At 38.3% G+C, this 21,618-nt stretch carries 25 protein-coding genes and 2 pseudogenes; 12 read left to right on the top strand and 15 right to left on the bottom strand.

Going from position 1 to position 21,618, the window contains the following annotated elements; translation table 11 throughout:
- The first annotated feature begins 1 nt into the window (after position 1).
- From BDD43_RS14670 to BDD43_RS14685, 4 genes are all read left to right on the top strand, one after another.
- Positions 2 to 1,315: a hypothetical protein gene (locus BDD43_RS14670; RefSeq protein WP_121198383.1), complete on the top strand. Its 1,314-nt coding sequence runs from the start codon at positions 2 to 4 to the stop codon at positions 1,313 to 1,315.
- A 9-nt stretch (positions 1,316 to 1,324) separates the two neighbouring features.
- Complete coding sequence (locus BDD43_RS14675; RefSeq protein ID WP_121198384.1) at positions 1,325 to 1,606, top strand: hypothetical protein; 282 nt, start codon at positions 1,325 to 1,327, stop codon at positions 1,604 to 1,606.
- Between the two features lie 570 nt (positions 1,607 to 2,176).
- A complete protein-coding gene (locus BDD43_RS14680) occupies positions 2,177 to 2,854 on the top strand; it encodes a vWA domain-containing protein (RefSeq protein ID WP_121198385.1) in 678 nt (225 codons plus the stop codon).
- Positions 2,851 to 3,363: a protein phosphatase 2C domain-containing protein gene (locus BDD43_RS14685; RefSeq protein ID WP_121198386.1), complete on the top strand. Its 513-nt coding sequence runs from the start codon at positions 2,851 to 2,853 to the stop codon at positions 3,361 to 3,363. Before BDD43_RS14680 ends, BDD43_RS14685 begins: the two co-directional genes overlap by 4 nt.
- Here the strand turns inward: BDD43_RS14685 and BDD43_RS14690 are convergent.
- Positions 3,360 to 4,529, bottom strand: a complete 1,170-nt coding sequence (locus BDD43_RS14690; RefSeq protein ID WP_121196589.1) for an IS4 family transposase — start codon at positions 4,527 to 4,529, stop codon at positions 3,360 to 3,362. The two genes, BDD43_RS14685 and BDD43_RS14690, sit on opposite strands and share 4 nt — an antisense overlap.
- A 123-nt stretch (positions 4,530 to 4,652) precedes the next feature.
- Here BDD43_RS14690 and BDD43_RS14695 point away from each other — a divergent pair, with 123 nt between their 5' ends.
- From BDD43_RS14695 to BDD43_RS14710, 4 genes are all read left to right on the top strand, one after another.
- Positions 4,653 to 4,946 (top strand): hypothetical protein, encoded by a 294-nt coding sequence (locus tag BDD43_RS14695; RefSeq protein ID WP_394339633.1) that lies wholly within the window; start codon positions 4,653 to 4,655, stop codon positions 4,944 to 4,946.
- Positions 4,927 to 6,867 carry a protein kinase domain-containing protein gene (locus tag BDD43_RS14700; protein WP_121198388.1) on the top strand — a complete coding sequence of 647 codons (1,941 nt, stop codon included), beginning with the start codon at positions 4,927 to 4,929 and terminating at the stop codon, positions 6,865 to 6,867. The genes BDD43_RS14695 and BDD43_RS14700 overlap by 20 nt, the downstream gene beginning before the upstream one ends.
- Before the next feature lie 476 nt (positions 6,868 to 7,343).
- Complete coding sequence (locus BDD43_RS14705) at positions 7,344 to 8,582, top strand: site-specific integrase (protein WP_008504191.1); 1,239 nt, start codon at positions 7,344 to 7,346, stop codon at positions 8,580 to 8,582.
- Positions 8,583 to 8,586: 4 nt separating this feature from the next.
- Positions 8,587 to 9,402 (top strand): RpnC/YadD family protein, encoded by an 816-nt coding sequence (locus tag BDD43_RS14710; RefSeq protein ID WP_121198389.1) that lies wholly within the window; start codon positions 8,587 to 8,589, stop codon positions 9,400 to 9,402.
- 57 nt (positions 9,403 to 9,459) lie between these two features.
- Here BDD43_RS14710 and BDD43_RS14715 read toward each other — a convergent pair whose 3' ends face one another.
- Complete coding sequence (locus BDD43_RS14715) at positions 9,460 to 11,406, bottom strand: tetratricopeptide repeat-containing sensor histidine kinase (protein ID WP_008504194.1); 1,947 nt, start codon at positions 11,404 to 11,406, stop codon at positions 9,460 to 9,462.
- A gap of 37 nt (positions 11,407 to 11,443) precedes the next feature.
- Here BDD43_RS14715 and BDD43_RS14720 point away from each other — a divergent pair, with 37 nt between their 5' ends.
- On the top strand, positions 11,444 to 12,010 hold the full coding sequence (locus BDD43_RS14720) for an ATP-binding protein (protein WP_008504195.1): 567 nt from the start codon (positions 11,444 to 11,446) through the stop codon (positions 12,008 to 12,010).
- Between the two features lie 190 nt (positions 12,011 to 12,200).
- On the opposite strand, the gene BDD43_RS30060 is transcribed toward BDD43_RS14720, so the two are convergent.
- The 12 genes and pseudogenes from BDD43_RS30060 to BDD43_RS29720 all read right to left on the bottom strand — a co-directional run bounded on the left by BDD43_RS30060 (position 12,201) and on the right by BDD43_RS29720 (position 18,227).
- Positions 12,201 to 12,368 carry a hypothetical protein gene (locus BDD43_RS30060; RefSeq protein ID WP_008504196.1) on the bottom strand — a complete coding sequence of 56 codons (168 nt, stop codon included), beginning with the start codon at positions 12,366 to 12,368 and terminating at the stop codon, positions 12,201 to 12,203.
- A gap of 10 nt (positions 12,369 to 12,378) precedes the next feature.
- Positions 12,379 to 12,759: a hypothetical protein gene (locus BDD43_RS14725; RefSeq protein WP_008504197.1), complete on the bottom strand. Its 381-nt coding sequence runs from the start codon at positions 12,757 to 12,759 to the stop codon at positions 12,379 to 12,381.
- Position 12,760: 1 nt separating this feature from the next.
- Complete coding sequence (locus tag BDD43_RS14730) at positions 12,761 to 13,069, bottom strand: hypothetical protein (protein WP_008504198.1); 309 nt, start codon at positions 13,067 to 13,069, stop codon at positions 12,761 to 12,763.
- 43 nt (positions 13,070 to 13,112) lie between these two features.
- Positions 13,113 to 13,289 carry a hypothetical protein gene (locus BDD43_RS31080; protein ID WP_394339625.1) on the bottom strand — a complete coding sequence of 59 codons (177 nt, stop codon included), beginning with the start codon at positions 13,287 to 13,289 and terminating at the stop codon, positions 13,113 to 13,115.
- A gap of 122 nt (positions 13,290 to 13,411) precedes the next feature.
- Positions 13,412 to 13,828, bottom strand: a pseudogene (locus BDD43_RS31085) (DUF932 domain-containing protein); the annotation flags it as partial.
- Positions 13,803 to 14,027 (bottom strand): annotated as a pseudogene (locus BDD43_RS14740) (DUF4134 family protein); the annotation flags it as partial. The pseudogenes BDD43_RS31085 and BDD43_RS14740, both read right to left, overlap by 26 nt.
- 59 nt (positions 14,028 to 14,086) lie before the next feature.
- Positions 14,087 to 14,686 carry a hypothetical protein gene (locus BDD43_RS14745; protein WP_121198391.1) on the bottom strand — a complete coding sequence of 200 codons (600 nt, stop codon included), beginning with the start codon at positions 14,684 to 14,686 and terminating at the stop codon, positions 14,087 to 14,089.
- Between the two features lie 170 nt (positions 14,687 to 14,856).
- Positions 14,857 to 15,717, bottom strand: coding sequence for an RteC domain-containing protein (locus BDD43_RS14750; protein ID WP_121198392.1), 861 nt, complete (start codon positions 15,715 to 15,717; stop codon positions 14,857 to 14,859).
- Between the two features lie 198 nt (positions 15,718 to 15,915).
- Positions 15,916 to 16,866, bottom strand: coding sequence for a response regulator transcription factor (locus BDD43_RS14755; protein WP_121198393.1), 951 nt, complete (start codon positions 16,864 to 16,866; stop codon positions 15,916 to 15,918).
- A 53-nt stretch (positions 16,867 to 16,919) separates the two neighbouring features.
- Positions 16,920 to 17,486 carry a GNAT family N-acetyltransferase gene (locus tag BDD43_RS14760; protein ID WP_121198394.1) on the bottom strand — a complete coding sequence of 189 codons (567 nt, stop codon included), beginning with the start codon at positions 17,484 to 17,486 and terminating at the stop codon, positions 16,920 to 16,922.
- 266 nt (positions 17,487 to 17,752) lie between these two features.
- A complete protein-coding gene (locus BDD43_RS14765; RefSeq protein ID WP_121198395.1) occupies positions 17,753 to 18,016 on the bottom strand; it encodes a hypothetical protein in 264 nt (87 codons plus the stop codon).
- A gap of 13 nt (positions 18,017 to 18,029) precedes the next feature.
- Positions 18,030 to 18,227 (bottom strand): hypothetical protein, encoded by a 198-nt coding sequence (locus tag BDD43_RS29720; RefSeq protein ID WP_147425647.1) that lies wholly within the window; start codon positions 18,225 to 18,227, stop codon positions 18,030 to 18,032.
- A 176-nt stretch (positions 18,228 to 18,403) separates the two neighbouring features.
- Between BDD43_RS29720 and BDD43_RS14770 the strand changes: the two genes are divergently transcribed.
- The 3 genes from BDD43_RS14770 to BDD43_RS14780 are packed head-to-tail and all read left to right on the top strand — an operon-like array spanning position 18,404 to position 20,302.
- On the top strand, positions 18,404 to 18,862 hold the full coding sequence (locus BDD43_RS14770) for a LexA family protein (RefSeq protein ID WP_121198396.1): 459 nt from the start codon (positions 18,404 to 18,406) through the stop codon (positions 18,860 to 18,862).
- Positions 18,846 to 20,105 carry a Y-family DNA polymerase gene (locus BDD43_RS14775; protein WP_121198397.1) on the top strand — a complete coding sequence of 420 codons (1,260 nt, stop codon included), beginning with the start codon at positions 18,846 to 18,848 and terminating at the stop codon, positions 20,103 to 20,105. The genes BDD43_RS14770 and BDD43_RS14775 overlap by 17 nt, the downstream gene beginning before the upstream one ends.
- Complete coding sequence (locus BDD43_RS14780) at positions 20,102 to 20,302, top strand: hypothetical protein (RefSeq protein WP_121198398.1); 201 nt, start codon at positions 20,102 to 20,104, stop codon at positions 20,300 to 20,302. The genes BDD43_RS14775 and BDD43_RS14780 overlap by 4 nt, the downstream gene beginning before the upstream one ends.
- 51 nt (positions 20,303 to 20,353) lie before the next feature.
- Here BDD43_RS14780 and BDD43_RS14785 read toward each other — a convergent pair whose 3' ends face one another.
- Positions 20,354 to 21,574, bottom strand: a complete 1,221-nt coding sequence (locus BDD43_RS14785; RefSeq protein WP_121198399.1) for a redoxin domain-containing protein — start codon at positions 21,572 to 21,574, stop codon at positions 20,354 to 20,356.
- Positions 21,575 to 21,618 lie beyond the last annotated feature (44 nt).

Here is a 21,618-nt window from a genome sequence, read left to right on the forward strand (position 1 = left end):
CATGAAAAAAAATATGAAGCCAGGCATAATTTTGCCAAAGAATACTTTTTTCTACACCATTTCATTGGAAAGCGGGCAGGGTTTAACACGGGAAATGCTTGAATTGCACTATCCGGTACCAAAGGGGCGCAAAGTTTACATGGGTAATCATGTAGAGTATAAAGGTTTCAAAAATGCGCTAATATCAGTAGAAGCCAAGTTATCCGATGGTTCTGAAAATATGTTATACCTGCATGTCGGGTTAACGGAATTAGATATAGCTTGTACGTGTGGTATGCCTGGTGAAAAACTTTGTTTTCATGGATTTATGACTTTGCATAATCTCGCGTGGTTTCGGCGCTTAGAACTGGAAGATTATTATTGGCCGGGGATAGTTGACGATGATAAAATTAAAGACAAATTCCTTACGACGGAAGTAACCAAGAATTGGATTAAAGTTAAACCAAAAGAGAAGTTCGGCAACATTTTTAAATCCAATATTGGTTTTGCGGAGCGGGAAAGGTTTTCGCTAATAGAACCCGCTAAAACGTTGGCATATCCCATCGGAGGACAGGAGGCCATCGCCTATTGTATGGCCTACAATTTAGGCGAGCATCATGTACACCTGCCTATTTTAATGGCATGTTTAGGTGTTACGAGTAAGCTTGGCAACGATATTGTAAGCTTTAAACAATTCAACCATCAAAAAAAGTTGATCCCAAACGTATCCTACACTGCTAATCAGCAAATGCTTAATGCGATAAGCCTGCAACAGCATGATATTGCAAAACGGCAATACGGTATGCCTGGTGAGGGAAAAAAACAAGAGGAACAAAGTCTAAAACAAGAAATGCTCACCTTGTGGGAGCAGGCAATCCCCTTGCTTTTAAACGAACGGTATAACTACAGCTATTATACTTACTGGCTAAGGTATTTGAGGAGCAAGCCACGGAAATCGGATATGCGAGATTGTAAGTACAGTTTGGAAAGACCTGTATTAAGTTTACAATTGAAACTATACCAGGATCATTTCGCTTTAGAAGCCATAGTGACAGTAAATGGTAACCCGCTACAATTTAAGAACAAACTACCGCTTTTTGTAGTCGATAAGGCTACCGATTTGATTTACCTGATGGCTTCGGTTCAGGATGATGATTTATTGCGCTGGATGTTATTATACAATAATCGGATGACTATTCTCAAACAACATTTTAGGGAATTTCAGGATACATTTTTCGCCGAATTGAGCACTTTTTATCCGGTACATTTCATCGACCCTAATAGCAAAAAAACTGTGCCGTATGATTTTGAAGTTATATCAAATCACCTTTCTTAATGATTTGTTATGAAAAATGAAGAAAACGAAAATTTAACGCCGGAGGCGGTAAGAGATTTACAACTTTCGATACGATATGTATTTATCAACTATCCTGTTGAACGACTGAAAACAATCCATTGGGAGTTATATCGGGGATGGGTTTACAATTCAGCAGTAACTGTAAGCGCGGAAGAAATTACCGATATGCTCATGTACTATGAAATGTTTGACGACTTCATAGACGACCTTTTTAAATATTGCCAGCATCTGAATAAGACCGCTTTAAAAGACAGCCCGGTAGATATGTGACGATTATTCAATCATTCATTACTTACATGGCGTATAGGCGTGTGCGGCAAGCACCTACGTGCCTACGGTGCCAGCCTCTCCGCCTTATACAGGAGTGAAGTTCGTTCCTCACAACACACCTGTTTTTTCTCCTATTGAAAAGAAAAAACCAATTTCACCGCGTAGGCAAAGTTACCGACCGCCGGATTAAAAGTAAAGGCTATACAAGCGAAGCATTGGTGTTTTGTTTTTTAGCGGTGCTTCGGCCTTGACATTTAATCCGGCTCGCGCTTTTGGTGCCTAAGCGTTGAAATGGGATGGTGTGTAAAAAGCTAAAAAACACAGAACTTACCTTTGTTTAATATAGCAAGTCGATTACTATATCGAAGATAAAATGAAAATCTTAAGAAGCAAGAGAGGTAAATATCTAAAAATCAACACCGCTTTTTTTTAAAATCATATTATCTTTCCAGAACATCCTTTTTTTTATATATTGATTACTGCAAACAGTACAACAACAACTAACTACAATAACAATATCATTTAATAATAATACCTTTAATTCATCAATCTTAAATCACAGTTAATACAATGGACGATTATATTTCATTTGAGCAAATCCCTTTTGGGACGGAAGATTTCGCACTTAACCCGGAAAGGCGTTGCCCCTGCATGCTACTTTTAGATACATCTGGCTCTATGAGTGGACATTCAATAGAACAATTGAACGTGGGATTAACGGCTTTTAAAGATGACTTAATGAAAGATTCATTGGCATCTAAGCGTGTTGAAGTTAGCATAATTACTTTTGGACCAGTGAATATTGAATGTCAATTTCAAACAGCGGACAATTTTATTCCTCAAAAATTGTCCGCAAATGGCGATACTCCAATCGGTGCGGCAATAACATTGGGGATTGATATGGTTTTACAGAGAATTAAGGTGTACAAAGAAAACGGAGTTGGATATTACAAACCTTGGGTTATTCTTGTAACAGATGGAGCGCCCACAGATAATTGGTCAGAAGCGGCTCAAATAATAAAAGAGAACGAAGAAAAAAATCAACTTGCTTTTTTTTCAATTGCTGTTGATAATGCCGATATGGATATGCTAAGTAAATTATCCTCAGTCAGGCCACCATTAAGGTTGAGAGAGCATTCGTTTAAAGAGTTTTTTTTGTGGGTATCAGGATCAATAAAAGATGTTTCAAGAAAAAATCCAGGTGAGCATAATAAATTACTTCCACCATCCGGTTGGGCAGAAATATGAATTGGAAAGTTATTGGACAGAGTGTTATTGGTTCTTCACATACCGAATTGAGCAAAGGATGTGAAGATGCCATAAAATATTGTGTAATAAACTCAGGCGAAGAAAACGAAACGTTGATTGGTTTCATAAGCGATGGCGCAGGGAGTGCAAAATACGCAGCCAAAGCATCCACACTCGCGGTGGAACAAGGCATTGCTATAGTTCAGCAATGGCTAATAGATGGCGTCGAAATTCAAGAATGTGATTTAATTAAACTTGCAGAAATTGTTTATGATGATTTAGTGGCTCTTGCCGGGCAATATAGCGCAGCCTTAAACGAGTTTTCCTGTACTCTATTAGGTTTTATTATTCTCCCAGGCAAAGCATGTTTTCTTCAAATTGGTGATGGTGCAATAGTAAAACATGGGAACGACGAAAATTTTAATTTCCTTTGGTGGCCACATAACGGTGAATATCACAATACAACAACATTTTTAATTGATGATATAAACTTATTACTGATGCGTTAAGTTTTACTAAACAAGTTTGATTGTTCTTTGACATTTTGAATGATTTGATCTTCTGTTAATAACTCCTTCAAAGGAGTTTTATCGAAAGCTGAGATCCCAAGAATCTGCATTATTTCGTAAATGGAAAGGGTGCTTTTCAACTTATGCTTTACGCAAGCAACGATCAAGTAAGTGCAGATTGCGACCCAAATGTGAGTATTTACCGCATTTTCCGATTGCCCCCAGAGAGATTTAATGGTCAAATTCTGTTTGATCCATTTAAAAAAAGTCTCTATTTGCCATCTGTTGCGGTACAGCCTTGCAACTTCCAGGGCAGAAACCTCGAAGTTATTAGTCAAGAATATCAGTTCAGCACCTTTTTCATCGTCATAGTATTCCACCAGCCTTAGTTGCTCGGGATAAAGTTTCTTAGACCTGTATCCATTCAACAGGATGGTCTTGTCCCCTCTGAGACCGGATCGTGGGTCAATGTTGAAGTTGCTCTCAATGACAGTGTAATCCATGGTGTCTTTTGCCCGTGTAACAAATGACGCGCCGCTGTTGTGTATATTATATAATGCAATAAAATCGACATAGGCTTTATCCATAACATATATGGCCCCTGAAACCGGAACTATTGTGTCAAGGGCATTGCTGTCGTGGTATTTACCGTCGGTGATCAGGATAAAAGCGGGTATATTCCCCCTTAAGTCTAAAAGCGTATGTATTTTAATAGCACCGCGCGAATATTTTCCGGGAGCCCAACTAAACAGCTTCAGGCTCAGGGAAACCGTTGTAGAGTCTAAAGCAAACACTTCATTGGCAATATCCACATTAGCAACCGGTTCATTGACATAGAGCGGCCTAACCTTTCCGATCAGGTAATTACCGAAATCCGCGAATATCTGGCAATCCCTGTTTTCGTTTGCACGGGATAAAGTAGACTGGTTTACGTATTTCCGGATACCGAGATGGTACAATTTGTTTTTATGGGCTTTTAAGCAAACACAAATATCCCGAAGAGAGTTACGGGAGGTTAACTGCCCAAAGAACAGCTGAATAAACTGGTTCCAACAGTCGAAGTCCCTTGTCCTGAAATCGCCGTTATACTTTGAAACATATTTCTCAAACTCATACCGGTCAACAAAGTGCAAAAGTTGCGCAAAAACGTATTTCCCTGAATTCATCGCCTTATCATAAAAGGCCAAAACTAAAGGTCAAATCAAATCAAAAAATCAAAGAACGGCTATAATATATTTATATTCAGATATTTACAACAAATTTTGAAAACTTAACGCATCACCAATAATATAAACTTAAAAAATCTTAATGTTAAAGTGCTTGAAGAAACAATAACTGAAATTTCTGTTTTCACCGATGGCCTACAAATGCTTGCTTTAGATTACGAATCTACTACTGTGCATCAGCCTTTTTTTAACGACTTAATGAAATGGTTAAGGGTTGCTGAAAATAGCGAGCAAGTGGATATTTTAAACAATAAACTTAATAGTTTTTTAAATGGGGATGTAATTAATAGTAAGACCGATGATGATAAGACATTGCTATTAGCTACTAAACTTAGACATGGGAAGCCAAGTTTTTAATGGGTTACAGGGAAAGAAATATTCCCTTGGAAATGAAATAGGGAGCGGTGGAGAGGGAATCGTGTCAGAAATTTTAGAAGACGCAACCCTTGTAATTAAATTATATCGAGATGATTTAGAGCAAAACAAAGTAGACAAACTGATATATATGTCTTCTATTGGAAACTCAGAATTACAGAAATTCGCTGCATGGCCTATTGATATAGTTAAAGATAACTCATCAAAGACCTGTGGCTTTGTCATGAGAAAGCTTGAGGGGTATGTTCCAATACATAAATTATTTAGCCCAATGGATAGGAAAATGCTATTTCCAGACAAAGGGTATAATTTCTTAATTCACGTGGCGAGGAATTTGGCCATTGCATTTCATAAGATCCATCAATTTGATGTGGTGGTTGGAGATGTGAATGAGGTAAATATATTGGTCAATAAAGAAGCTATGATTGCGTTTCTTGATTGTGATTCATTTCAAGTTAAAAACCGTAATATATATCATTTTTGTGAAGTTGGTGTGCCTCGATATACACCGCCCGAAATATTAGTAAAGAACTCTTTCGAAAACGTTTTAAGATCAATTAATACGGATTCTTTTTCCCTCGCCACTCTCATATTTCAATTATTATTTTTAGGCCGAGCTCCATTTACAGGCATAAACTCTACAACAGAGGAGATCGAAGAAGAAAAAGCAATAATAACTAATGAATTTGCTTATTCAATCAAAAACAAACACAAAAAATTAATTCCAGCCAAGTACGGGTTCGCTATAGAAAATTTAACTACAGAATTAATCGAACTGTTTCATAACGCTTTCGAAAAAAACCTTGATAGACCGCTACCAATCCATTGGGCTCAAGGAATTGCGAATTTCAACAAAGAAGTGATAATGTGCGTTCACTCTGAATTACACATTTATCCCAAGAAAATGCCGAGTTGTCCGTGGTGTGACTTTAAAAAAAAAGTGGGTATAACTTATTTTTTTGATGATGCTAATCTTAAAGAACTTAGTGAACTAAACGATATCGATCAGTTTGTCAACGGGTTCAAAATAGAAAAAATAGAAATCCAACCAATACCCAATTCTTACACAAATAAAGATTTAAGAGCCTCACCTATTCCTAAGAAATATGTCCATTTAAAACACATTCATAAAGGTGTAATTGCAGCTATAATTATAACAACAATAGGCTTATGTTTTATAAGTTTAGCGTTTTTTATAGGTGGTGGTATCATCATCGCTATTTTCGATTCTATTCTGCAGATGGACAGTAAATTACGAAAGGAGCTTGCGAACAGGAAAAAAACATACGATGATTTGAAATTTGCTTTTGATAACATTACGAAGCACTATAATAATCCTATTATTCTTCAATCTTACAATCAATCAGCAAGTAAGTTAAATAGACAAATTTCTGATTTTAAGAATCTTCCAAATGAATATACCTTAAAAAGTAAGAGAATAGAACAAAGACATTACGAAGTTAAATATCATGCTTTCCTTCAGCGATTTGATATTTTATACTATACGATTCCCACGTTTGGGCCAGCTAAAAAGTTATTACTGCAAAAAAACGGAATTAGAACTGCCGCCGATATTTCACGACTTAGCAGTACCAGGATAGCGGGAATCGGCCCCGCCAATATTCACGTACTTGAACGCTGGCAACAGAGGATAGGATTGAATTTTACATATATTCCAGATGACATAGCCATTAAAAAAGACATAGGTATATTGGCAGTTGAAATTGGTAGGACGAAGAAAAAATTAGAAGGAGAATTAAAAGTTCAATATTTAAATTTACAAAAAATGAAAAGTGATGTTCTTACTTCTGCAGCGATGGCTGAAAAACAGTATTTAGACATTAATCCAAAGTTGCAACAGGCAGAGTTAGACTATAAAGCTTTTCAAGCTTTTATAAAATAAATACGCATTATACGTGGCACAGCATTTTATCTGAATTATTGTTGCACAAATTGATAACGATGATTAAATTTGTATCAGTCACTGTTAAATATTTGTGAGTAAAACAGTGAGTAGTTCTAAAAAGTCTCTATCAACTAATTGATATATAGTTATTTGCGGAAAGGATTAATCGTCCTGCCATCCCGACGACAGCGATACCAAATCAAGTCAAAAACCCTCTAAATTGTAAGATTTAGGGGGTTTTTTCATTTATTTTTAAATTTTTCATATCAAAATGCGGCATTGAATATCAAAGTAAAAATGCCCTATTCTGCACCCTGTTTTTTTTTCGTACTATTAACCGATGAATTTTATTAATCAATTGATAATGAAATGCTTATATCTGTTTTGTGCGTGTTTAGGCCGTTTTGATATTGCGGCTGGGCCCATTGATTCGATAAAAGTATGCCATTGTCATTTAAAACGGGATAAAGTGTATGAAAACAACAAATTCATTCAGTCTTAACTTTTTTATCAAAAAAGATAAGGCAAGTAAAGGAAACGCGCCGATTTATGTCCGCATTACCGTAAATGGCAAATTTGTAGACATGTCATTAAAGCGCCGTGTCAAAATGGACACGTGGGAACAGGACGATCAAAAGGTAACGGGTAACAGCCCTGAAGCCAGGGACATCAAGGAAAAAATTCGGCAGACAAAAACGGAGATCAATAACGCTTATGATGAACTGCGGTTTAATAAGGAATTGGTCAATGCTGAAGCTATCAAAGCAAAGGTTGAAGGTATTGACGAGGAACAAACTACTCTCTTGTGGCTGATGAACTATCATAATACGGAGATCAAAAAGCTACTTGAAGATGGCACAATGAAAAACTATTTCACTACCGAACGCTACGTAAAGGAGTTTCTATTAAAGAAGAAAAAGCGTCACGACATTTATCTTTCCCAACTGGATTACAAATTTGTTGTGGATTTTGAAATCTATCTACGCCAAAGAGAGCCGGATAAAAACCAAAGGCCATGTGCGAACAATACCGTGATGAAACACATTGAACGCTTGCGCAAAATGATTAACATAGCGGTTAAAAACGAATGGTTGATTAAAGACCCTTTTTTGCGTTTTGAGCGTAAAATCGTTAATAAAGATCGTGAAGCGCTTGAACTGGAAGAAATTGAAAATATTAAAGGGGTAAAACTGGATAAAGACGGGCAAAGAATTGTTCGGGACGTTTTTATATTTAGTTGCTACACCGGCTTGTCTTTTGCCGATATGTGTTTATTAAATAATAATCATTTAGTAACAGATATTGAGGGCGAAAAGTGGATAGAGATGATCAGGCATAAGACGGCAAATTTTTCCGGCAAGAAATTCTTTGTTTTGCTGCTTCCTGAAGCTATTGAACTGATAAACAGGTACAGAAATCATCCGATGGCAGGATACACAAAAACGATCTTTCCGGTATTTTCAAATCAGGCTACTAACCGTTATCTCAAAGCGATTGCTAAAGAGGCAAAGGTTGATAAAAAATTGACCTTTCATATCGCCCGACACACATTTGCTACAACAATTACTTTGGAAAACGGGGTGCCAATGGAAACTGTATCAGGGATGCTTGGACACGCCAGCTTGCGCACTACACAAATTTACTCCAAAATCAAAAAGAAAAAAGTTAGTAATGATATGAAGGTATTGCGGGAACGCTTAAAGCAAGCTTAAAACCATGGCAAAAATAAAAGATAGCAATCGGACAAACCGATACGATAAAATATTCAGGGAGAATATGGAGATCGCTTTGCCGGGCGTCATCCGGTATCTTTTGGGCTTAGATATTGTCAGCAGTGAAGAAGTACCGGACGAAATACAGCATACAAAGGAACGTAAACCAGACCTATTGAAAAAGGTCGTAGATGCGGATGGCCGGAATTATATATTACATATAGAATACCAGGCTAAGGCTGATAAAGATATGGTCTATCGGATGGCAGAATACAGTATCATGCTGCAATGGAAGTATCGAACGGATATCAAGCAATATGTAGTATTTATCGGTGCCGGCAGTCCTAAGATGACGGAGAGTATTGAAAAAGAGGATTTTTATTTTAGATATCACTTGCTCTCTCTTTCTTCTGTTGATTACAAAATCTTTCTGAGCGCGAACGAACCGGAAGAAAAATTACTCGCGGTGTTGGCAGATTTTAAAAATGATGATCCGGTTATCGCGTTAAAAAGTATTTTAACAGAAGTAAAATCATTTGCTAAAAGTGACTTGGCGGAAGATAGATATTTTAACCAGTTGCGTATATTGGTACAATTGCGTAACTTAGAAACACAATTTGATGAAGCTATGGAAACAGTAACTAAATTTTTCAAGGAAGAAAAAGACCCGCTGTATAAAAGAGGTGAAGCAAAAGGCAAAGAAGAAGGCGAACACCTAAAGGCTGTGGCTATCGCCAAAGAACTGAAAAGTGAGGGTTTGGCTAATGACTTTATTGCCAAAACAACGAAACTATCTATTGAAGAAGTAGAAAAATTATAATCTAATTTCCCCCTAATTAATTTAATACAGAAGCCACATATTTATGTGGCTTTTCTTTTATACATCAATGATGGCAGGGAACGTAAAAAAGAATGTGCTTCCTATACCTTCTTTACTTTCGATCCAAAGCTGGCCTTTATTCGCTTTGATAAATTCCTTGCTCAACATTAAGCCAATGCCCGTTCCTTTTTCACCTTTTGTTCCATAAGCAATATCAAGGTTAGCTTTTAGGAAAATTTCCTGCTGTGCCCCGCTTATACCTTTTCCATGATCTTTTACCGAAAAGATAACGATATTCGAGCTTGGTTTATTGATTGCCGCAACTTCTATTTTTCCAGATGGATAACTGAATTTGATCGCGTTGGAAAGGAGGTTTCGTATAATAAATTCAAAGTGGTTGATGTCGCCGAATAAGGTCAGATCGTCCGGGGTTGCATCGGTAATGAGAATCGATTTATCGCCAGCATGTTTTTGTAAGGCCAAGATATTTTTGGTAATACTGTTTTTAGCATTGAAACTCACCTTTTCGATGTGAATGCCTTTTAGTTGCGCTTCGCCCCAATTCAGCAAAGCATTGAGAATATCCAGTGAGACTTTACCCTGCTTCCGCATTTCGGAAACCATCACCCGTTGATCTTCTGTTAAATTTTCATCTTCCAGCACTTCCAATAACTGGGTGATACCACCGATAGGGTTCCTAAGATCGTGACCGATGATCGAAAATAATTTATCTTTGATCAGATTCGATGCCGCAAGGTTTTTATTTAAACGGGTAGTCTTATAAAAATAAACGCCTACAATCAAAAGAACCAGCAAAATTGCAACTGCGGTAAACAAGCCTTCATTTCGCTGATACGTCCTTTGCTGGTTGGCTAACTCTAATGCTTCGATGCGAAGCTTTGATTCCGCAAGTTCATAACTACTCTGTAAAACGGCAATTTTATGGCCAACATTGGCATTTTGAAGGCTATCCAATAAGCGGTGATGCTTTTCCAAGGCATTCAGTGCATCCGCATAGCGGGATTGTTGACGGTACAGATCAGACAGGCTCCGATATATCTCCGCCGCTAATTGTTTATGGCCAATTGTATGTGCAATATCCAAGGCGTTTTTTAAATGCTGAATGCTCTGCTCGGCGTCCTTATTTTTAAGGACATTAGCAATGCCCATGAGTGAACGTGCTTCTTCCTCGTGGAGCCCGTTCGCTTTGGCCTTTACAAGCCCCATCTGATGATAATTTAAGGCTTTTTGTTTGTCTCCGAGTTGATCGTAAGTTTTACCGGCATTATTTAAGAATGCGATATGCGCTTTGACATGCTGAACCGCACCGGTTTGACTGATACCCTTTTCGAAATAGTCGGCTGCTTGCTTGTGATTACCCATCTTAGTATGCAAAACGCCTATGCTATTAATGAGTAAGAAATACTCATCTGATAATGGTTTACCTTGGTTGAATTTTTCTGCCTGTGCATAATCCTGTAAAGCCAGATCTCGGTTTCCGCTCAACTCGTTTAATTCTCCCAGCTTGGTATAGGCTTTAATGATGCCTGTTGTATTCCTGCTTTTTTGGTATAGTGTCAGGGCATTATGAAGGTATTGGTTACCAAACTTGAAATTCCCTTGCCGTCCTTCCAATAATCCCAGGTTGGCCGAAGCATCTGCCGAATCTAAAATATCTTTTAAATTATTAAAGATGGCCAATGAACCCTTCTGATATTTTACAGCGAGTTTCAGGTTTCCGTATTTTTCATTGATGCGCGCAAACCTGTTCAGCATCCAAGCCTCGCCCAGAGGGTAATTTAAAGACTTTGAGAGTTTCAGACCCTGATTTGCGAAATAAATAGCAGAATCGGGTTTTTTATTTTGATAAAAGCTGCTTCGATATTCGTAGCGCCTCAATTTTACACTATCTTCAGATGAAATTTTCACCTCCTTATGGTGCACCTGTCCGCAGGCGAATAAAGCAGCAAGGCATAAAAACCCAATCGAAGTGGTACATTTCATAATTAAAGGTAAACATATAAATCTAAGAAATTTAATAATGATCAAAATTACGAAGGTGCAGTATTTGGCTGCTATAAGTTTGTTGCTGGTTTTCGCCATTGATGTGTTTACACCCAGTCACTATGTAGTTGACACGCTATATATCTGCTGTATCGTCATTACATTCAAACAAAAAAAGGAGATCATTGCCGGGTTTACCATTGCGGCCTGCGTACTTATCATGATAAACGCGTTTGTTTTTGATTTAAAGGCTCGTCAGGACATATCCGTTTGGACTAATCGGGGCATATCCATATTAGCTATTTTTATAACATCTTCTATTGCTATTCGTTACAGGAAACTTTATCAAGCCAGCATTCTGAAAGAACAAGCGTATTCAAAAGCTCTGGAAGAATTGTTATTCATGGCTTCTCACCAGGTTAGAAAGCCGGTAGCCAATATATTAGGTTTGATCGAAAATATAGATACTGATTTCGCATTGCTTACTCCGGCTGACATTAGCGAACACTGTAAATATCTTCAGGTTTCTGCACTCGAACTGGATAATGTAGTAAAAAATTTGAGCGAATTTTTGGAAAACATCGACGGACAAAACCAATTTTAGAAAGCATGGTAATGGCTTAAAAGAGGTTAACCGAAGTTATCGCGCGACCTAAATACGGCCTTATATCACTTGTGTCAAGGCCAATACAAGCGATATAAGGCCGTTTCTCACTCCCCGAACAATAATATATAGTTAGTTTTTCGGGGCTCTTAAATGCCTTAATTTAACGTATTTTACGTTGGCTGAAAAATTAAATATATTCAGAACTTATAAAAAATTCCGGCCAGTTATCCAATATGATTTGGCGGTTTCCTCCATCTGCAAATTGGAATAGCTGAAATAAAGTAATCGTAAATTTATTAAGATTCAATTTTTCGTTACCTATCCATCTATCATATAGACATTTTTCGTTTGCCATGATTTAAACATTAAGCGTTAAACAATAATTCTACGGCCAGTTTAAATTTCTCGTCTTCGCTATTGTGCTGCGCATACTTAACGATACGGTCATTTACAAAAAGCACCGTATAGTCAAACGAACTAAACAACCGGTCTGAAAATACCTTACTGCTTTTAACTAAACTTGAACGGTACTTATTTATCCGTTCCTCTACCTGTTCGGATAACTGTAGCCACATATCAAAGGTCATTAAACCAAAGTCCCATGTTTTGCGGTGTTGCTCCTGATTGGTTTTCAGGTCGGCGCACACTATTATTATGCGGTCTAACAGATAGGGTATTTCATCAGGAAAAAGCTCGTGTAACAGTTTGGCTTTATCGGCATTAGTGAGATTTCTTAAATTTTTCATTTTATTGTTTTTTTGGTAAGCGGTTTAGTTCCTTTTCATAATCATCAGGTATCGGGGGCGGGTATTCGTTTAAGCTGACCTTTACAGATGCTCCGTCCTTATCAAAAGCGAATGCAATGCTTTTGGCTTTCACGTAGTTGATAGTCAGTATTTCACATTTTCGCTTTTTCAGGATGGTATAAGCATCGAATAAGGCGGTGCTATAACTGATACCTATTCCTGCGATATGATGATTTTTATATTGCTTTCCGTTCTTCTTTCGGACGGTAAGGGCAAAATCATATTCATAACATATTGTTAATTCTTCCATTGCATTAAAGTTGAATAAGGCGGGACTGGCCCGCCTTATGGAATTAATTAAGTATCAGCGCATCCGTGCCGTGTTTGGCAAAATCTGTACAAAGGTCAAAGGCGGTCTGCCCCCTTTGAGAACCTGTGCCGTACATGATGCTTTTAAACTTGCTTTCTTCATCCCTGAAATTGCGGACGTTCTGAAAATAGCCTGTGATACTATTATACGCTCCGAACAACGTACCCTTTGTAGTATGTTCCTGTTGGCCGTCATGGCATAATCAAAAACGCTGCTCACCATGTTGTTATAATGGCTCGATAATTCGGCTTCCTGACCTGTTTTTAATTTTTGATAGGTTTCCTTATTCGGTATCATGGCTAACTGTATCAACCGTTTTACCTGTGGGTCAGTTATCCTAACCCTTGCCCATCGATTAAATATTGCCTCCAGTTCAACGGTTAGTTGATCGGATAAGCCTAACATCTTGTGTGCGCTTTTCAGTTTTTCCTCTGCACTTGCGGTATGCCTGATATTTACGGCGTTGGTACAGTTCCTTAGAGCAGCATTAAGGGTATTTGAACACCAAATGCGCACGGGTGTAAAGGCGATAGTTATACAGCCTGTACCGTTGTGGGTTGACGTCAAAAACAGGTAATTGTCAATTAAATCGTCCCTGCCTACACGAATATGCTCGGGCAGCTTAGCGGTTATAAAAATCGTTTCGCCGTAACCTAAAGCCCCCGCTGTCTCACTTATTGAAAACCTTAATAGCGCCAATTATGCCGACTACGGCACCGATGGCATACATCAGGTTACAGCCGCTTTCAAAATAGCTTTTAACTTGTGTGGTAGCCGAATTAATGCCGGAATTTCCGTCCTGAGCGAAGCAATAATTGATCGTAAGCAGCGCGAAGGCAAACATTAATGTTTTTAAAAGCGCCTGTTGTTTCGGGGTATAAGGGATGTGATTTTTCATTATTAATTTTTTTGATTTCACGGATAAAAAAATGACTTGTTTAAATTGGGGTGAAGTACTTATGCCCAAAGGCTGTTAAGTTCTTCGTCGGTGATGCTGAAAGGCAGGTTTTCGCGGATAAAATCATTTAATGCCTGCTGATTTGAAGTGCCGCGAATGCGCTGATACTTGGAGCTTACCAAAGCAAAAAGAGATAAGAAATCGGCCTTTGTGCCTTTTTCGGTTTCCAGAATGTGAAAGATGCTTTTGAGTTCTTCGATCACATCAGGTATCACGCTCTGCTGTCTTTCCCGGTCATCGTCTCCGGTGTCGTTTTTTAATTCGTCGTCCTCATTACCGATAGTTACTGTCTCCTGTTCCTTAGTTTCTTCACTAATGCCTGGGGCGAAACCGAACATACTCATGCTTACCTTTGTCATGCCTTCCGGCATCGCTGATTTACCAATCAGATCGTCTGTTTCATCTTCCGGCTCATCCTCAAAATCAGCGTCCCATGCGTGGCCTAATGGTTCCGGCGGGTCGTTATCCCTTTTCTTACCTTGCAGCAGATCCTGTATCCGCTGCCTGTAAAAGACCAGGATAATAACGGCATACCAGATGGCTGTCAGGATAGTGGCGGCGACTAAAAACTGCTGCCATGTGAAATGTTGTAGTACCATAATAATTTGCTTTTATCCCGGCACACCATTATGCCGGGATTTTCAAAAGCAAATTTTCAAAGACTGCAAATTTTGGTTTGAACCATTGAGGGATATCCCTTAAATAAACAATAAGCAATTGAAAATTAACCGATTACGCAAGTGGTTTTTCAGGTCAATTGGTTGTGTTTTTACCTGATAGATTCAAACTCGTCATCTTTATCAAGTTTCAGGACAACACTTTCTTTCATTTCGTCCAGGTATTTCGTCCGGCTTAACCTTTTTCTGCGGCGTAATTCGGAAAGCCGCTTAGAGGGAATGCCGATCTTAACCTGAAGCCTGTCTTCCAGCCAACGGAAAATTTCAGTCAGGGTGGCCGTGCCATTGTTGAGTTGTTTGGTATGGTAAATGCCAATACCGATCTCGGCAAGATTGATTGTGTCGCCTGTCCATTTCATTTCATCGGAGTCGCTCGACAACTGTAAGGGCGATGCAGGATTTTTCTTCAGGTAAAGCAATTTCTCTATAACCCATGATTTGAGTTTTTCAAATGCTTTAAACTTAGAGAAAAGGTAATCGCAACTTGTTGCAAAACCTGGGTTTACGTCCGGTACTTCAGGCAAGAGAACGCTTTGAATTTCTTCGCCGCGTATAAAGTAGATATTATCCAGTTCATCGGCATCCAGTTTATAGTATTGATATAAAAATGCGTACTGCTGAAAAAAACGTTCAAAATAGTGCAGTTCCTGATTTAGATAATCGACTTGCTTATCGGTATCGCCGAACGGGAAACCGGCTTCAATGGTATACAGTTCCGTATAATAGATTTGCCATTGATAAAAAGATGGTTTGATGTACTTGAAAAAGTTAATCTGTTCGTGTGCATCTTTAAATGGGTAGGCTCCTAAAAACTCTTTCAATTTGTTTAGGGCCTGCCTGATCAGTTTTAAAGCACTTGTCAATTTTTCAAGCGGCTCAAAGTTCTGGAACGATAGATGTTCCAAATCCTGTTCCAACTGTATTAACAGCCGGGAATTTTGTTCCTGTAACATATAGAAATTTATTTAAGTAATTCCTGCCCTGCCTGTTCACTGGCGACAACTTTCACTTGGCGGGAAATGCGTAAATTTTTTCCATAGATTCCTTTCTAATAATTTTGAGCATTGTAAAAACAGGGTCAAAACTATAAGGAATGCCGCATTCAAAAAATACCAAAAAGGTGTAAATCTGCTACTAAAAAAGTGGTATTTTTATAAGAAAAGTGCCAAAAAGATATTAAAATGCACGTTTTGCAACTTGTAGATCATAGCTGCGCGGTTTTTAACTTTCATTTTTCGGAACGTATTGTAGATGTGTTTTTTTACCGTTTCTTCAGAGATATGTAAAGCATCGGCGATTTCTTTATTATTCGATCCTCTTAATATCGCCTGTGTTATTTCTATTTCAGTTTTGGTTAGTTGATACCGAATAAAATTTTCCTGTAGGATCTCGGGGGGCGTGCCATCCATATTTAGTTTTAATATACGACGGTATTCATAACGTGCTTTTTTAACAGATTTCCAGATGAATAAGGAGCTTATAGCGACAATACCTGTATTAGTACATAAGACCTCGATTAATTGGCTTTCTTCTACAAAACCGAAGAATGCCAGCGCTGCCCACGGACTAATTGCCAGATACATAGCGGTTTCTTCGACATACTTTTTATGATTCCTGCTTTCTTCCTGTTGTTTTCTGATCGCCCGAAACATTACCCAAAGCAACACAAGCGCGTATACAAATGGTGCAATCATGCCATATTTTAAATCTGCTTCAAGATTACCGTTTATCGCATAATCGATAATAAAAAAGATGACGTAGGGAAGCATCAAAAATAAGGGAACGCCGTAATACGCATGCCAGCGTAACGACTTCAGATCAAATGCCTTGTAAAAATAGAACGGGAAATAAGAAGCCATTAAAAATCCGCTGCCATAGGCAATCATTACCTGTAACGCGATGGAGATTTTGATGTTTGGGTCTGGGAAAAGGCCCCCGGTAATGTTATAGAAAAGCATTAATACCAATAATACTAAGTACCATAGTCGGTTTTTGTCTTCCGGCCTGAACAGGTAGTAAAAAAACTGGAAGCTGAGCATCATTAGTTCCAGTACAATAAAAATGAAAGTAACGATATGAATTTGTGTTCCAAAGACGAGCATATAATAAGGTAGTTAGGTTTATTCTGGCTGTAAATATCCGCTCAATATATGCGCTATCTTTTTAAAAAATATAGAGTATAGGTTAAGTCAAGTTGTTCGTAGGTTTTAAAGCCGTGGTTTTCATACCAGGGCAGATTTTTTACGGTCGATGTTTCAAGATATACAGGTAGTTGCCGCGTATCCGCATGATTGATGACCTCCTGCAAAAGCTTACTTCCAATGCCTTTGCCCTGTTCTGTTGGTTCGACCCCTATGAACCATAAATAGGTCATCGGCTCTTTTGATTGCTTGGATTTGATCTTGCTTTCGCGGTTAAGCGCCTTTTTGATACCACTTATTCCAATGGCTTTAAAGATCAATTTGATATCCAGTAAAATAGCGGAGAAAGTGGTTTGCTTGTTTTGCGGATAAAGTATTAAGGCACATGCTTTTCGGTCGTCTGATAGCCATACTTCTCCGAATAAGGAACACATCTCAAATGAATAATCCATCAATGCTGCTATGCGTTCGGTTCGCATATTGTCGTTACGGACAATATAGTTTACACTTTGGTTGTCATCAAATGCTCGGCTGAGTAATTCAATTACAAGTTTTTTGTCAACATTATCTGCTTTTATCATGTGTATATAAGATAAGTGTCAGTACTATTTTGCTTCAGGGGGAAGGCAAACAAAACAGCAATAATTTAGGTAACAGTATTAAATAGGGGATTTAATATTTATTTCAATATTATTAAGTTTTACGCATCATTATTCCCAATGGTTGTTTTGCTATCAAATTTTGACATGTAAATTACTTTATAAGCAAAATGGGATTAAAAATAAAGATATGCGGGTTATTATTTTGAGGAGTTAAAAAGGAAAATAATTGTTCAATTAGCTACGTGTTATAACGTTAAAGCCAACTTGAAACTACAATTTAACGAGCCGCTTCGGACTTCGATTAAAATATCAATGTTCCTTTCAGGCAAATATTCCTTGATGCAGCCTGTAATTTCCTTTTTGGCTTTTTTGTAAGCTAAACGGGGTTCTTCTCCGCTATTGGGTAGGTTAACGATAACATGACCATTGAATATACCCAATACCCAATCAGGTGAACATTTTTCACGGATGATATTTAATGTACTTTCCTGAAGTGTTTCCATGTCCATGTTTATAAGATGTTTAGCGGATAGGGTTATCCTTATCCTGCCAATAGATCAGGTTTAAGTTTAATCTATTTGAGGTAGCTAATTCGGCTCTTTTTATTTCAAGTTGTTGCGCCAGTTGTTTTTTGTCCATGTGGGAAGGCAGAGACAGGTAGGCAATTACATTGCCCGTTTGAGAATTGATAAATTGATAGTGAATTAGATCCTGTCCCATTTGGTTTAAAGTTAATCATAATTCTTGGCAGGCTTCGTTTAAACGGATTTTTGGAATTAAATTGGCATGATATAGCGATACTTTGTTGGGTTCATAACCACATAATTAAAACTTACTTTTTAATAAAATTTCAACTGTGTTTTTAATTGCTAAAAATATTAGCACTTTTGTCGTTAATGAAATTGGCCAATATTCAAATTTTCAAAGTTTTAAAGTCTGTGACGGAATTACCGCTATTTCTTTCCACAATACAAGCTGGTTTTCCATCCCCTGCGGATGATTATTTAGAGGATGCAATAAGCCTCGATGATATTTGTATTTCCAATCCGGCGAGTACTTTCCTGGGACGGGTCAAAGGCCAATCCCTAAAAGATATTTGCGTTTATGAGGGTGATATCGTTGTGATTGATAAATCGCTTGAACCCGAACACCGTGACCTGGTGGTTTGTGCTATTGATGGAGAGTTTAACGCGAAGATCCTGCATCTTGACGATTTGCAGGGTATACGGCTATTATCAGCTAACCCCGGTTTTCAACCCATTGTTATCAATGAACTAACCGACTTTCGAGTTTGGGGAGTGGTTACTTATATCATTCAGAATATTAAAAATCGTTCCCATGATTGGAATTATTGATTGCAATAATTTTTACGCGAGTTGCGAACGGGTATTTAATCCGGCACTTAAAGATGTGCCAGTTATAATTTATAGCAACAATGATGGCGCTGTCATTGCCCGTAGTGAGGAAGCCAAAGCATTAGGCATTGGCATGGCTGTTCCGATGTTTGAAATAAAGCGATTGATGAAGCTGCATGATATAAAAGGCTTTAGCAGTAATTATACGCTTTACGGTGATATGTCCAGGCGAATAAAAGCCATTATACGCACATTCTTTAAAGATGTTGAAGATTATAGTATTGATGAGTCTTTCGTAGATTGCGATGGACTGGAATACCGTGTTTTCTTCGACTATATCAAAACGGCAAGGGATAAAATTAGTCATTGGTTTGGTGTGCCTGTTTCCATAGGGGTGGCCGAAACCAAAACACTCGCTAAACTCGCTAATCGTATAGCAAAGAAGCAGTACAGGAAAATCGGCGTTTACATTATAGATAACGAGGAAAAGCGTTTATCGGCTTTAAGGTCAACCGAAATAAATGATGTTTGGGGGATAGGTGGCAGGATAACTAAGCGCTTGAATGCTAAGGGGATTTACACGGCTTATGATTTGTCTTTACTTGATACGGATTGGGCAAAAGCTAATTTCAGCGTTGTCCTACAGCGGACGGTTTATGAATTAAAAGGCATCCCCTGCATACCATTGGAACTTATACCGCCCGGCAAACAGAATATTGCTTCACAAAAAAGCTTTGGTGTTTATCAAACAGAATTGGAGCCAATAGCTGAGGCCCTGGCCAACTATACAGCACGCGTTGCCGAAAAGCTGCGGCGGCAAAAATGCGTTGCAGGGGGTATAGAAGTTTGGTTAGGGACTAATAATTTTTCAAAAACGGATAAACAATATTTTCCGTCAATTCATATCGTTTGCGATATACCAACAGATTATACGCCTTATCTGATTAAACGGGCGGTAACTGGATTGAAAAAAATCTACCGCAAAGAATTTCTTTACAAACGTGTCGGGGTGATGCTGACTGATATAAGGGATGCCAGTGACGGTACGTTAAATTTGTTTTGTCCATATACCCGCCAAAAGGAAATAACCGTTATTAAGCAGGTAGATCGTATCAATCGTTTACTTGGCCGTGATACGGTGCGTTCGGCACAACAGGGTTTTGTTGCCGACTGGCGCATGAAACAGGAAAGTTTAAGCGGTTTTTTTACAACACGTTTAAGTGATATAATTGAGATCAAATGAATGCAGATTACCTTAATAAAGTGCTGATCTATTTACAGCAGGAACTACCGCAAGAATATCGGGAGCAGATCAGGTTAACTGGTGAAAAGTTTATTATACCCGTTTCTGACACCTCTAACTTCCAGTCTGTTTATGAGCTGTTGCACCCGATTATTGTAAACTGTACTAACAGGGTTAGAAGCCGTGATATGGATTAAGAGTTTACGAATACACTCAAAAAATCAAGAAAGAGATTTAAAGTATTAAAATCATAATCCATTTTTATCGGTATATAAAATCATGATCCTAACCTTGCGGCGTTCTTTGTTTAATAAAAATCCAAGGTCTTCTATTGATTTCAAAACCCCTGCTTTGGTGCGCATTTCTACATTTGTCTTGATATCGTAACGTCCTTTCAACCCACTCTCGTCTACTACCGGCAGATCAAATTCATTGCTTAGGTATAGGTTTGCAAATTCGTTTAAAGTGACACCCTGACCATCGAAACCGCGTCCGCTAAACCCATAAGTTATTGTCATGAGTTTGGATTTCGGTATCAATAGCTTAGCTGTATCTTTTAGTTTTAAAACGTAAACATCCGTATCTCGCAGCTCAATACGTGCTTTTACAGGTAAATTTTGCTGTAATTTATTTTGCATGATGATCAGCAAACTGTCCTTTTGGCCGGGTTTAACCAACAGGTCAAAACAGTACGATAAATTTTTGTCCTGATAATTATCATATTTCTTAGCTGAACCTTCATATACAATTTGTTTTGATGAGGTGATGTTATAGGCTTCTTTATACATGGTAAGCGCCCCAACGTTATAATAGCTTATTCGCCTGCCACCAAAGGCACCCCTGCTGGGCCTCTTTCCCATGGCCTGCTGATCTGTCATATAGGAACGGATAGTGAAATTACTGGCCAACAAACTGTCTACGCCAAACGGGTCTTTATCGGTACTGTTAAGCCGGTTCTGAACTTCACCGTTAGATTTTATTTTTTCTCCTTTAATAAGCCGGTTGATGACTTTGGCATTGACAGAATCGGTTTTCAAGAGGGCAACAATTTCATGCTTAGCATTGATCACAACGCACTGCCCGACATAGGCGAGGTTAAGCATCCGGTATAACAATGAAGCAGTATCGGAGGCAAGCCAGATTTTAGACGGTTTTTTGGCAAGGTATTTCTTTATTCTATCAACTGGTTCATCGGATAGCCCGACTACTTGGATATGCTGGGCGAACTTGGATTGTAATTTAGCGAGGGAATCCATTTCCGGAATACAAGGACTGCACCAAGTGCCCCACAAATTAATGATAAACAGTTTGTTCGATGAGTAGGTGCTTAAATTAAGCGTCTTAACCGGTGCATTTATGATCGGGGTGATGTTAATGGCCGGAAAATGATCGCCAGGTTTAAGCATATAGTTTTGCGCATTAACCTGCATAGCGACAAAGACCAGGACAACCAATATTATTTTTTTCATGCGACAAAAATGCGCATCAAAAAAATAGAACTATGTTATCAGCT

It is taken from the genome of Mucilaginibacter gracilis, from assembly GCF_003633615.1.
Taxonomy (GTDB): Bacteria; Bacteroidota; Bacteroidia; order Sphingobacteriales; family Sphingobacteriaceae; genus Mucilaginibacter; species Mucilaginibacter gracilis.